Below are 12,763 nucleotides of genomic sequence, written 5' to 3'. Positions count from 1 at the left end.
GGACATTTTCCAAACGGGTCTTTAGCGCAGAGCTGTTCGTAACTGGCCTGTCATGATGCAAACGACCTATCCAAGCCCCGTACGTGCGCATCGCACTGTCGACATGGTTGTCCATGTGATCGGGTTGTCCCTGATCCTGATGGCCGGCAGCCTGCTGATCATGAACGCCTATCAGCGTTTGGATTCCGCGCTGCTTCTTGCGGTCATTGTTTATGTGCTCTGCGCGCTTGCGTCGAATCTTGCGTCCTGCGCTTATCATTTCGCGCCTTGGCATGACCGCCGCAAATTGCTGCGCCGCATCGATCATGCCGCGATTTATCCCAGTATCTGCGGGACATTTACACCGTTCTTCGTTCAGGCCGGCACGACATGGACCATGACTTTGCTTTGGGTGTGCTGGGGGCTGACCATCGCAGCCGTCTGGAACAAGATTGCGAATGAGACAGTTAAATCGCGATGGTCGACAGCGTCATACCTTGGTTTGGGCGGCATTGGTCTGGGCGCGATCCCCGACATGACCACCGTTCCCGTAGCCACCCTTTGGTGCATTGCGGGCGGCGCAGCCAGTTATGTTATTGGAACGATGTTTTATGCCCAAAAGACACTGCCGTTTCGTTACGCGATATGGCACGTCTGGGTGAACATGGGCGGAGTGCTGATGTTCGTCGGGATCTGGCTGGCACTGTTCTCTTAGAAAGCGGTGGGGTCGGGGCGTGGGCGCCCCAATCCATTTTGTGAGTACATCAGGAAGGCCCTGATCCGAGGTCAGAGCAACCCTTCGGCGCGCAGCAATTCCTGCATGTTTGCCTCGGGGCGTGGGCCGATATGGCTGATGACTTCGCGGGCACAGACATTGCCGATCTTTGCGCAGGTCTCGTAGTCCCGACCTGTGGCCATGCCAAACAGGAAGCCCGCAGCAAACTGATCGCCCGCACCTGTTGCATCCACGGGCACAACCTTTTCGACCGGTACGTCAATGCGGTTGTCACCATTCAAAACAGTCACACCGTCGCCTGAACGGGTGCAAACCACCAGCGGACAGATCGCGGCGGTTTTAGCCAGTGCTTCGTCCAGATCGTCGGTTTCAAACAGCGATTTGATCTCGGCCTCGTTGCCGATTACGAAATCCAGCTCATTCTCGATCAGCAGCAGGAAATCGACCCGGTGACGTTCCACGCAAAACGGGTCGGAAATGGCGATACCGGCCTTGCCGCCGCCTTTGTGACAGGCTCGTGCAGCTTCAAGAAACGCGGCTTTGCCTTTTTCCTTATCGAACAAGTAGCCTTCGAGGAACATGATCTGGCTGTTGCCAGCGACGTTATCCGATACGTCCTGCGAGGACAGTTCGGACGAAATCCCCAGATAGGTGTTCATCGACCGTTCGCCATCGGGCGACACGAAGATCATCGAGCGCGAGGTCGGCAGTTCTCCACCCGGAACCGGCGGGTTCACGAAATCAACGCCGTCTTCGTTCATCGCATCCGCGTAAAAACGACCCAATGCGTCATCATGCACCCGACCGATGAAGGCGGAATCCAGCCCCAGCGCACCGGCACCCGCGATCGTGTTCGCCACAGACCCGCCTGGGGTCTGCACGCGACCTTCCATCGAAGCATACAGCACCTCGCCACGCTCCTGCTCAATCAGCTGCATGATGCCTTTTTCAATGCCCATCAGCTCCAGGAAACTGTCATCGGCCTGGGAAATCACGTCTACAACGGCATTCCCGATGCCAGTCAGTTGGTAAGTTTTCATAAGGTTTTGTCCTCGAATTGACAGAGATCACGGATGATGCAGGTCGGGCATCGCGGCTTGCGCGCCTTGCAATGGTACCGGCCATGCAGGATCAGCCAGTGATGCGCATGGAGTTGAAAGTCAGCAGGTATGTTGTCTTCGATGGCGCGCTCGACCGTGTCCACATCCTTGCCGGGGCAAATGCCGGTGCGATTGCCGACGCGAAAGATGTGTGTGTCCACCGCTTGCGCGGGTTGCCGCCACCACATGTTCAGAACCACATTGGCCGTCTTGCGCCCCACACCCGGCAGTGATTGCAACGCGGCACGGGAATTGGGCACCTCGCCATTGTAATCCTCGACCAGAATTCGGCTGAGTTTGATGACGTTCTTCGCCTTCTGCCGGAACAGGCCGATGGTTTTGATATGTTCGATCAGACCTTCTTCGCCCAGATCCAGCATCTTTTGCGGCGTGTCGGCGATTTTGAACAGGTCGCGCGTGGCTTTGTTGACGCCGGCATCGGTTGCCTGCGCCGACAGTGCCACGGCCACGACCAGAGTATAGACGTTCACATGCTCCAGCTCGCCCTTGGGTTCGGGGTCGGCCTCCTGAAAGCGCGTGAAAATCTCGCGGATCGTATGATAGTCGAGTTGCTTAGCCATCCGGGCCTTAATGCCGTCCGCCGAGCCGTGACACAAGCCCTAAGCCAATGCGCAAGTTCCGGGTCGCTTGGGCGTGGCGTGCGCGCTATGGTTTTGTCAGGAAATGAGGTAGAACCATGAACGTCCAGACCCCAGAAAGCGGATACCATTACAACGTCATGCGTCGGGCGATCGACCTGATTGATCAGAGCGGCGAGGGTCTCGGCCTTGATGAACTGGCACGCCAGATGGATATGAGCCCGGCCCATTTCCAGCGCCTGTTCTCGCGTTGGACTGGGGTGTCGCCGAAACGGTACCAACAATACCTGACACTGGGGCACGCAAAGGCACTGCTGCGCGAACGGTTCACGACCTTGGAAACGGCTCACAACGTGGGTCTGTCCGGCAGCGGCCGTCTGCACGATCTGTTCCTGAAGTGGGAATCCATGAGCCCCGGCGAATACGCCCGTAAGGGCGCAGGCCTGACGATCTATTGGGGTTGGTTCGAATGCCCGTTTGGCCCTGCACTTGTCATGGGCACCGACAAGGGCATCTGCGGCATGGCCTTCGGGGCCGAGACCGGCGAAGAGGCCGCGATGGAGGACATGATCTCGCGCTGGCCGAAAGCGAAATTTGTCGAGGATCCGATGCGCTTGCGCCCTTGGGTGCTCAGTGCTTTTGGCGCCGCCAGTGACCGGCTGGAGCCAACGCCGCTTTATCTGATCGGATCACCCCTGCAGATCAAAGTTTGGGAAGCGCTGATGCACATTCCGTCGGGGCAGGTCACCACCTATTCCGAGATCGCGCAGCGCGTGGGCTCACCACAAGCCGTGCGCGCCGTTGGAACGGCGGTTGGGCGAAACCCGGTCAGCTGGCTGATCCCCTGCCACCGCGCGCTGCGCAAGTCGGGTGGTTTGGGCGGCTACCACTGGGGTCTGCCGGTCAAACGCGCCATGCTGGCCTTTGAAGCGGCGCAGGCAGATGCCTGATTGACAGATGACCTGACCGCTGCGAAAAGGCACCGCAGGTTCGGGTCCCCTGCCGTTCGCGGCCTTTGGCTTTGGTGAAACCCGGTTTGAAGAACATCTGTTGCCCATTTCTGGCGCGCGGATGGAAATGCGAACCCCGTCCAGACTTCGCGCCCGTTCAAGGAAACGAGGCACATGATGACACGAATCCAAACCGTTGCTCCGGTTGACGAACTGAAAGCGCAGGCGAAACGCCTGCGGGAAAAACTGAAGGCGACAGGTGTTGCACTGTCGCACAGCGCCGCATTGGAACTGCTGGCCCATCAGCATGGCGTACGAGACTGGAACACATTGAATGCAATGGCCGGGAACCGGATGCACTTGCGTGTAGGCGACAGGGTCGAAGGGCGATATCTGAGTCAGGCGTTCACCGCGGAAATTCGCGGTATAACTATGCTGGGCGATGGTGCTCGTCGCCGTGTAACCCTGCACTTCGATACGCCGGTTGACGTGGTACGCTTCGATAGCTTCTCTGCTTTTCGACAGCGCGTTACCGGAGAGATTGGCTGGGACGGTCGATCCCTACGGCGCACTTCCGATGGGGAACCCCAACTTGTGGTACGGCCTGTATAATACAGTAAGGGTGAGGCACATGAGTCGCCTCGCCCAATCCACGCAACTCGCCGGGAAGCTTATTCCGCAGCCCAGCCGCCGACGGCTTTGACTTCAAGGAAGTCTTCCAGACCGAAGACACCGCCCTCACGCCCGTTCCCGGATTGCTTCATGCCCCCGAACGGAGAGCCCGCGCTGCGTGACTGGCCATTCATCTCGACCATGCCCGACCGTAGAACCCGCGCCATGCGATTGGCACGCGCGCCATCCTGGGTCTGAACGTAGTTGGTCAGGCCATAAGGCGTGTCATTGGCGATCTCGACCGCCTCCTCTTCGGTGTCGAACGGGATCATGGTCAGGACCGGGCCAAAGATTTCGTCGCGCGCGATCGTCATCTGGTTGTTCGCATCGGCAAAGACCGTGGGGCGGACATAGTAGCCCTTGTTCAGCCCCTCAGGCCGTCCAGTGCCGCCAGCGACCAGGCGCGCGCCTTCATCGATGCCTTTCTGGATCAGGTCTTGGATCTTGGTCCACTGCACCTCATTCACCACCGGGCCGATATGGCGGCCTTCCTCGGCGGCTGGACCGACCTTGATCATGTTGGCCACTTCAGTCGCCGTTTCCACCGCCTTGTCATAGATCGGGCGCTGCACCAGCATCCGGCTGGGGGCGTTACAGCTTTGGCCGGTGTTTTGCATCATGTGCAGCACACCGCGCTTGACCGCTTTCTCGTCTGCGTCCCCGAAGACCACATTCGCACCTTTACCGCCTAATTCCAGATGCACTTTCTTGAGCGTATCGGCGGCGTTCTTCGAAATCGCGGTGCCCGCGCGGGTCGAGCCGGTAAAGCTGACCATATCTACATCCGGGTGGCCGGACAGCTGAGAGCCAACGCCTACCCCGTCACCATTCACCAGATTGAACACGCCGGGCGGGAAGCCTGCTTCGTCCATCATCTCGGCAAAGATCATCGCGTTCAGCGGGCTTTGTTCTGATGGTTTCAGCACCATGGTGCAGCCTGCAATCGCTGCCGCACCGACCTTGAGTGTGATCTGGTTCATCGGCCAGTTCCACGGCGTAATCAAAGCGGCAACGCCAACCGCCTCATGGATGATCCGGTCATTCGGCGCGTGATCACCCAGCGGGCGTTCAAATTCAAATGCCTTGGCTGCGCGGATGAAATTCTTCAGGTGGTAGATACCTGCGCCCGCCTGTGCCGAGCGCGCCAGATCGATCGGGGCGCCCATCTCAAGCGACATTGCCTGCGCCAGATCTTCGGACCGGGCCGCATAAAGATCGACCAGTTTTTCCACCAGCGCGATGCGGGTCTCCACCGGGGTTTCCATCCAGCCGGGCAGGGCGGCCTTGGCAGCCGTAACAGCTGCATTGGTGTCGGCTTCAGAACCCAGCGAAATCACCGCGCAGGGCTCTTCGGTCGAGGGGTCGATGACTTGGAAATCATTGGGCCGCGATGGAGCGACCCACTGACCGTTAATATAGAAATCCCGCTTTTCGATCATCATGAGCCCTCCTGAAGGTTCAGCATTCATCCGGCTGTTCGCGCACACTCTGTCATCCATACCTGGATCGGGCAATAGTGGATTTGATCAAATTATTTTCTCGAGGTGTCCACGAATTCCGTATCCTTGGGCGAGGTGGATGGTTTAACCTTCGCTCAAAGTGATTAGGTTCCCAGCAACCGACTCAGGTTTTTCACAGGAAAGGAGATGCCCCATGGGTTTGCGCATCAACGACACCGTCCCGAATTTCACAGCAGAAACGGATCAAGGCACCGTTCAGTTTCACGATTGGATTGGCGACAGCTGGGCCATTCTGTTCTCGCACCCAAAGGACTTCACCCCTGTTTGCACCACCGAGTTTTCGGCTGTTGCGCAGCTGAATGACGAATGGGCCGCACGCAACACCAAAGTGATCGGCGTGTCGGTCGACGGTGTCGAAGACCACAAGAAGTGGAAGAAAGACATCGAAGAATACGGCAAGGCCAATCCCGGCTTTCCGATTATCGCCGATGACGGCCTGGCCGTGTCGAAAGCTTTCGACATGCTGCCTGCCGAAGCCTATCTGCCCGATGGCCGCACACCGGCTGACAGCGCCACCGTGCGTTCGGTCTTTATCATCGGCCCGGACAAGCAACTGAAACTGTCGATGACTTACCCAATGACCGTGGGTCGGAACTTTGCTGAAATCCTGCGCGCGCTGGACGGGCTGCAAATGTCGGCCAAAGGCGTTGCAACACCGGCCAACTGGGTGCCGGGCGAAGACGTTATCATCCCGCCGGCCGTGTCGAACGAAGACGCCAAAGCCAAGTTTGGCGAGTTTGAGACGATCTTTCCCTATCTGCGCAAAACCAAAGCACCGTCCTAAGACGGTTGCCGGGTTGGGGGGATGTCTGCCCCCCAATCACGCCTTTCTGCGCGATTCCCCCCGAAGATATTTATTGGCCAGATGAAGCAGGCGGTTGCTGCGGACAGGGTGATCCGCAGAAAACCTAATGTAAGCTGATCTCTGTCGATTAATCAGAATGCCCCCGCACCTGAAGCGCGTGGGCAAATAGGGGAAGGAAAACCGGAGAGAAACCTAACCCCCATATGATCAAAACTTGTAACGAAGTCCGAAATTGACGCTGAACGTATCCAGGTTATCTTCGACCGTTCCCGTCAATGCTCCATTCTGGGCCAACCGTTCCGACGAAACGTCAAAGGCCCGTGCATAGCGGGCGTCCACGGTAAAGGCGGTTGACGGGTTGATGTCATAGGCCACGCCCGCGATCAGCTGAGCGGCAAAAGTGGTGTCGCTGTCATCCAATGCCACACCGGGTCCGTAGGCAAAATCCAGATCCGAATAGGTGGCGCCCAGACCAAAACCCGCAAACGGAGTCAGCGCACCAGCCTGTTTGAAGTCGAACAGCACGTTGGCGAAAAGCGAGGTTTGTGAAACATCGCCGGAAATGTTGCCTTCTGGTGCTGGACCATTGCCCGAGAAATTTACCCCATCCACATCACTTTCGCGGTACGACAGTTCCAGTTCGACGCGCGTTCCGACCGTGTCATTGGACCACTGCGGGATCTCTTTACCGATGGCCACACCCAGTCCAAAGCCTGCATCAAAACCCGTATCGACCGATTGCGGCGCGCCACCGATCGTGCCCGTAAGGTTGCTGTCTTGCAGTTGGCTGTAGCCGATGAAGCCCTGAACATAGGTGCCATCACCCAGGCTCTGTGCGGTTGCTGCGGTTGTGCCCAGCATCAGGGCGGCGGAGGTCAGGATGAAACGACTAACCATGATCATGTCCTTTGTTCCAAAACGCTTCCCGGTGTAGATCGTGTGTCTGGCGTTGCAGGGAAAGGGTTTGGATGCTCACATCGGGTCACTCTATCTTGGTACCGCGTGACAGAATAAATCGTTTCGCCGAACTGTTGTCGCTGAACGTCAAGCCGTCGATTTCTGGTATGCGCGTGGACGTGCTATTATGTCAGAAGGGCGTTGTTCTACAGGCGAAGGCCATCGGGATTTCACTGTACTTTGCAGGAGAGAACCATGGCGTTTACAGATTGGTACGTTGAAGGAGAAAGCTTTGGCAACTGCAATTGCGGTTATGCCTGTCCTTGCCAATTCGAAGAACTACCCACCCACGGAAACTGCCGGGGCTTCGAAGTGCTTGAGATTGGCAACGGGTATTTCGGTGACACAGATCTCAGTGGTACCAAGGCAGCGCTGATCTATGCCTGGCCGGGGCCGATTTTCGAGGGTGGCGGAGAAATGCAGGTGATCGTTGATCCTGCGGCGAGCCCGGCGCAACGCGCTGCGCTTGAAAAGGTCTTTCACGGTGAAGAAACAGAAGAGATGGCAACACATTGGTACGTGTTTCGTGCCATGTGCGAGAAGGTGCACGAAACGCTTTACCTGCCGATTGATTTTGAAATGGACATGGAAGAGCGCACCGCCCACGTGTCCATCGGCGATGTGCTAAGCTCGACGGGGCGTCCCATTGAAGCCCCTCATGGCGGAGGACCGCATCGCGTGCGTATCGATATTCCCGGCGGTATCGAGTTTTCTTTGGCCGAGATCGGCAGTGCCACCACGCGCGCAGATGCGGCGATCAAGCTGGATTTGAAAGACAGCTATGGTCAGTGGCATGTCCTGAAACATGGGCCGAGCGGCGTCGCTCATTAAACAGCATCAGGCGGCTCTCTTCAGCAGGTTTGGATGTACTCGCCAATTTGGAACCTTCAGGTCTGCTTTCAGCATTCCGACCTCAAAAGGTCTGAGGACCGGCAGCACAGTCGGCCCGTAACCGTCCGCGCCGCGGGACAGGTTCGGAAACAGGTTGAACAACCTGCGCAGGGTGGCAGGTGCCATCGCACTGAGGGTGGTTTCGCCGGGATAGAAGGATTCGGACCAGACCCCCTCGACACTCACCAGCTCATGCTGATCGAAGAGGATGTGAATATACTCAACCCCTTTCGCAGGCAGGTCCTGCACAATGCTTTGCCCATTGATCAATGCCTTCGCCGGGGCCAGCATCACGGTCTCGCCATGCGTCAGTTCCATCATGGCTGAGGTAACGGCGACCCGATGTTGCGGCGACACTAACAGATCGCGCTTGGGGCTGTTCGGCCCGAAACAGCCCGCCTTGAAGCGCACCGGGCACAGATGCGGAGAGGAGCGCAGCTCTTTCGCCGACAGATGCCGTCGACCGATCCAACGCACCGGACGGATGTGCCCATCTGAGGTTATGACCGGATCTTCGGGCACCAGCCCTTCCACCTGGCACTGTCCCGTAGGGGTCAGGATCAGTGACCCCTTGGTGAAGCACACGAAAGAGGGCAGGCTCTGGTACGGGGTAGAAGACGCGGTGCCGCCAAAGCTGGTGTCCTCGATGGTGTCATTCAGCGCCGCCTGACCCGAGGTGACGATGATGTAACGCGGGTTGGTGAACTGGATCAGGGTGAAACTGACCGGAGCGCCATCGACCGTACCAGTATATGTCTCGAACGTGCTGAAATTCTGAGAAGAGGCAGTAAAGCCCGGCAATCCGGAAAGATCCAATTGGGTGCTGTCGGGGTCAGGATCGTGCAAGATGGCGTCGTTATCCGTGATTTCAACAGAATACGCTGCCGTGATGTCGACGTCGCGCGTGCTGAACGGGTCCGCGCTGATTTCATAAACGGTAATCGAAGCCACGGTTGCACAACATCCCTGAGAGCGACAAAATCACCCTTAAGGTTGTGCTAATACGTTTAAGAAACGTTAATAGTTGATTTACCAAAGCCAGAGTGTGGCGGCTGCGTATGGTCACCCTGCACAAAAGAAAGGCCCCGGGCAACGCCGGGGCCTTTCGAGTTCAGCAAGAAGGGCAGATTACTCTGCGCTTTCCTCTTTCTTTTCTTTCTTCTCGGGAACGATCTCTTCGCCGGTTTCCTGATCGACAACTTTCATCGACAGGCGCACCTTGCCGCGATCGTCAAAGCCCAGCAGCTTGACCTTCACTTCCTGACCTTCCTTCAGAACATCTGACGGATGGTTCAGGCGGCGGTTTTCGATCTGGGATACGTGGACCAGACCGTCGCGTTTGCCAAAGAAGTTCACGAAGGCACCGAAGTCGACGATCTTGACCACTTTACCAGTGTAGACCTGACCTTCTTCCGGCTCGGCGACGATCGAGTGGATCATCTCATAGGCCTTCTTGATCGATTCACCATCGGGCGAGGCGATCTTGATGACGCCATCGTCGTTGATGTCGACCTTGGCACCCGAAACTTCGACGATCTCGCGGATGACCTTACCGCCCGAGCCGATCACTTCACGGATCTTGTCGGTCGGGATGTTCATGGTCTCGATGCGCGGCGCATGGATCGAGAAATCGTTGGTCTCGGACAGGGCTTTGCTCATCTCACCCAAGATGTGCATCCGGCCGTCTTTGGCTTGTGACAGGGCTTTTTCCATGATCTCAGGCGTGATGCCCGCGACCTTGATGTCCATCTGCAAAGAGGTGATGCCGTTTTCGGTTCCCGCCACTTTGAAGTCCATGTCGCCCAGGTGGTCTTCGTCACCCAGAATGTCCGACAGGATGGCATATTCGCCGTCATCTTCCAGGATCAGGCCCATGGCCACACCGGCAACGGCTGATTTCAGCGGAACACCCGCATCCATCATCGACAACGAACCGCCGCAGACAGACGCCATCGAGCTGGAGCCGTTGGATTCAGTGATCTCCGACACGATACGGATCGTGTAGGGGAAGTCGGTTGCTGCAGGCAGAACCGCCTGCAAGGCGCGCCATGCCAGCTTGCCGTGGCCGATCTCACGACGGCCCGGGCCCATGACCCGGCCAACTTCACCAACCGAATACGGAGGGAAGTTGTAGTGCAGCAGGAAGTTCGATTTGAAGTTGCCGTGCAGCGCGTCGATGAACTGTTCGTCGTCGCCGGTGCCCAGCGTGGTCACGGCCAGTGCCTGTGTTTCACCACGGGTGAACAGGGCCGAACCATGGGTCCGCGGCAGCATCGAGGTCTCTGCAACGATCGAACGGATGTCGGTGGTCGAACGACCGTCGATCCGCTTGCCGCCCTTGACGACGTCGCCGCGCAGAATGCCAGCTTCCAGTTTCTTCATTGCCGAACCGAGGTTGCCGTCTTCCAGCTGCTCTTCGGTCAGTGCTTCCTTGATCGCCTCACGGGCAGCGGCAACAGCGGCGGTGCGCTCTTGCTTGTCGGTGATCGCGAAGGCGGCGCGCATCTGTTCTTCACCGGCGGCCTTCACGGCTGCAGACAGTTCGGAATAGTCGGGTGCCTGGAAGTCGAACGGCTCTTTCGCGGCGTCTTCGGCCAGCGAGATGATCAGGTCGATGACCGGCTGAATCTGCTCGTGTGCGAATTTGACCGCACCCAGCATTTCCGCCTCGGACAGCTCGTAAGCTTCCGATTCAACCATCATCACAGCGTCTTTGGTGCCGGCAACAACCAGATCCAGACGCTGTTCGGGGTTCAGGCGCAGGTCCTGCATGTCGTCGACGGTCGGGTTCAGGACGTAATCACCATCCTCAAAGCCAACGCGGCAACCGGCGATCGGGCCCATGAACGGCGCGCCGGACAAGGTCAGCGCAGCCGATGCTGCGATCATCGCAACCATGTCGGGGTCGTTGACTAGATCGTGGGACAGCACGGTGCACATCACCAGAACTTCGTTTTTGAAGCCGTCAACGAACAGCGGGCGGATCGGACGGTCGATCAGACGCGCGGTCAGCGTCTCTTTCTCGGTCGGGCGCGCCTCGCGCTTGAAGAAGCCACCCGGAACCTTACCGGCGGCATAGTATTTTTCCTGATAATGGACGGTCAGCGGGAAAAAGTCCTGACCCGGCTTTTGAGCCCGCGCAAAGGTCACGTTTGCCATGACGCTGGTTTCGCCCAGCGTGGCAATCACGCTGCCGTCGGCCTGACGGGCAACTTTGCCGGTTTCCAGTGTGAGCGTCTCTTCGCCCCACTGCATCGATTTCTTTGTTACATCAAACATATGCGTATCCTAGAAGGGAGCACTCCCGGCCCTCCGGGTCTCCCGTTTGAATGGCGGCCCCATTGCCGCCGACCCCACTTTATCTTCCATTCGAGTGCCAGGGTCAGGGCACAACGTCTCAGATACCGCGCGCATACATGAGAATGCGTTGAAAGGAAAGAGGTCTAGCTTAACGCTGGGATGGTTTCCCCACTCAGAAAGATCGCTCGCGGGACTTCCGTAGTGAGCGGATGTCCGTTGCTGTTTCAGGACCCGGTTGCGGACTGGTCGCCCGCAAAGTTGCATCGCCGCGGTGTTTCAGAAACGCCAGAGCGCAAACCGACCAGATCCAAGAGTTCAGCCAAAGCAGAGCCGCACTTGCCGCTGTTCCCTTCAGTACAAGGTCTAAATCGAAATCCGGCAGAGACTGAGTCAGGATGATCGAGATAACGGAAATGAAGATAGGCAGAAGCGCAAAAAGCGCTGTCAAAAGTCCGAAATAAAACTGAAGCAAGATCGAGAAGAAAAAAACGCAGAACAACGGGATGAAACTGCGGCCAAAGCCGTAAAAAATCCACGGCTCGGTGCGCCGAAACCCGCTTCTTGTGCGGCGCTGGCCATAGGGACGGCCATCGCGGCACTGACGGCCGCATAGATGATGTACAAAACAATGGCTGTGCTGCCGAAGGTAAGCAGAACAAACGAAGTCTGAACTGAGTCCGCAGCATCTTTTACCGCTGTCAATGAGATTGGCAGATCAAGCTTCCAGAGGGAAAAAACCGCCGAGGCAACACTCACCACTATACTCAGAGCGCCCAACACGATCAGGGAAAACACTCCGTATTTTAAAGCATTCAGAATGAGTATCTTTAGGTCAGTGCGACGCGTGTCCCCTTTGATTGCAAGGGCGGCCCGTATACCAAACAGGGTAATTATGGCAGAGTTGACCGGTTCGCTCAGGGTATCTGCATAATCGGCTGTAATGGTGTCCAAAAGCGGCCAGACAATCGATGAAAGGAAATAGGTAACGATTACCGGAACGATCATCCGCAAAAAAACGCCGAATGATACGGGGACAGCTCTTAGGATGGCGAACATAAAATGGGTTCGAAAACTATGTATGCAATGGTCAGGTACAGTGACTTGACGTGTGAAACGTGAACTTTTCGAAAAGAGTGTTTCAGTAAGCTCTACTTATTGGAGAGAGATGTGCAAGGAGTATTCTGGAGGGTTGTGCGATCTGGAATCAGGACAGATCAATCACATAGCTAAAGTTGAATGCAATTGAAGAAATAG

12 protein-coding genes are annotated in these 12,763 nt (G+C 57.1%); 5 read left to right on the top strand and 7 right to left on the bottom strand.

Features of this window, described 5'->3' with window-relative positions; translation table 11 throughout:
* The first annotated feature begins 52 nt into the window (after positions 1–52).
* A complete protein-coding gene (trhA, locus tag AC2FJZ_RS12450) occupies positions 53–694 on the top strand; it encodes a PAQR family membrane homeostasis protein TrhA (protein WP_496777880.1) in 642 nt (213 codons plus the stop codon).
* 71 nt (positions 695–765) lie between these two features.
* Here trhA and AC2FJZ_RS12445 read toward each other — a convergent pair whose 3' ends face one another.
* Both AC2FJZ_RS12445 and nth read right to left on the bottom strand, forming a co-directional pair.
* Complete coding sequence (locus AC2FJZ_RS12445) at positions 766–1,755, bottom strand: adenosine kinase (protein WP_496777878.1); 990 nt, start codon at positions 1,753–1,755, stop codon at positions 766–768.
* Positions 1,752–2,396: an endonuclease III gene (gene nth / locus AC2FJZ_RS12440; protein ID WP_496777876.1), complete on the bottom strand. Its 645-nt coding sequence runs from the start codon at positions 2,394–2,396 to the stop codon at positions 1,752–1,754. The genes AC2FJZ_RS12445 and nth overlap by 4 nt, the downstream gene beginning before the upstream one ends.
* Positions 2,397–2,512: 116 nt before the next feature.
* On the opposite strand from nth, the gene AC2FJZ_RS12435 reads away from it, so the two are divergent.
* Together AC2FJZ_RS12435 and AC2FJZ_RS12430 are read left to right on the top strand one after the other, a co-directional pair.
* Positions 2,513–3,364: a bifunctional helix-turn-helix domain-containing protein/methylated-DNA--[protein]-cysteine S-methyltransferase gene (locus tag AC2FJZ_RS12435; protein ID WP_496777874.1), complete on the top strand. Its 852-nt coding sequence runs from the start codon at positions 2,513–2,515 to the stop codon at positions 3,362–3,364.
* Between the two features lie 174 nt (positions 3,365–3,538).
* The gene (locus AC2FJZ_RS12430; protein WP_496777872.1) at positions 3,539–3,976 is read left to right on the top strand and encodes a glyoxalase superfamily protein; all 438 of its coding nucleotides are present in this window, start codon (positions 3,539–3,541) and stop codon (positions 3,974–3,976) included.
* Positions 3,977–4,035: 59 nt separating this feature from the next.
* Here the strand turns inward: AC2FJZ_RS12430 and AC2FJZ_RS12425 are convergent, their stop codons facing one another.
* A complete protein-coding gene (locus AC2FJZ_RS12425; RefSeq protein WP_496777998.1) occupies positions 4,036–5,475 on the bottom strand; it encodes an aldehyde dehydrogenase family protein in 1,440 nt (479 codons plus the stop codon).
* A 214-nt stretch (positions 5,476–5,689) separates the two neighbouring features.
* Here AC2FJZ_RS12425 and AC2FJZ_RS12420 point away from each other — a divergent pair, with 214 nt between their 5' ends.
* A complete protein-coding gene (locus tag AC2FJZ_RS12420) occupies positions 5,690–6,340 on the top strand; it encodes a peroxiredoxin (RefSeq protein ID WP_050605090.1) in 651 nt (216 codons plus the stop codon).
* A 228-nt stretch (positions 6,341–6,568) separates the two neighbouring features.
* Here the strand turns inward: AC2FJZ_RS12420 and AC2FJZ_RS12415 are convergent, their stop codons facing one another.
* Positions 6,569–7,258, bottom strand: coding sequence for an outer membrane protein (locus AC2FJZ_RS12415; protein WP_496777871.1), 690 nt, complete (start codon positions 7,256–7,258; stop codon positions 6,569–6,571).
* Between the two features lie 255 nt (positions 7,259–7,513).
* On the opposite strand from AC2FJZ_RS12415, the gene AC2FJZ_RS12410 reads away from it, so the two are divergent.
* Entirely contained in the window at positions 7,514–8,149 is a 636-nt protein-coding gene (locus AC2FJZ_RS12410) for a DUF1326 domain-containing protein (RefSeq protein WP_496777870.1), read from the top strand.
* A 6-nt stretch (positions 8,150–8,155) separates the two neighbouring features.
* Here the strand turns inward: AC2FJZ_RS12410 and AC2FJZ_RS12405 are convergent, their stop codons facing one another.
* The 3 genes from AC2FJZ_RS12405 to AC2FJZ_RS12395 all read right to left on the bottom strand — a co-directional run bounded on the left by AC2FJZ_RS12405 (position 8,156) and on the right by AC2FJZ_RS12395 (position 12,565).
* Positions 8,156–9,160: a Hint domain-containing protein gene (locus AC2FJZ_RS12405; protein ID WP_496777869.1), complete on the bottom strand. Its 1,005-nt coding sequence runs from the start codon at positions 9,158–9,160 to the stop codon at positions 8,156–8,158.
* A gap of 177 nt (positions 9,161–9,337) precedes the next feature.
* Positions 9,338–11,488 (bottom strand): polyribonucleotide nucleotidyltransferase, encoded by a 2,151-nt coding sequence (pnp, locus tag AC2FJZ_RS12400; RefSeq protein ID WP_496777867.1) that lies wholly within the window; start codon positions 11,486–11,488, stop codon positions 9,338–9,340.
* A gap of 465 nt (positions 11,489–11,953) precedes the next feature.
* Entirely contained in the window at positions 11,954–12,565 is a 612-nt protein-coding gene (locus tag AC2FJZ_RS12395) for a hypothetical protein (protein ID WP_496777865.1), read from the bottom strand.
* Positions 12,566–12,763: the final 198 nt, after the last annotated feature.

The sequence above is a fragment of the Ruegeria sp. CDSA079 genome (assembly GCF_059612245.1).
The sequence above is the reverse complement of the archived record's forward strand: the minus strand, read 5'-3'. Positions and strand labels throughout refer to the sequence as shown.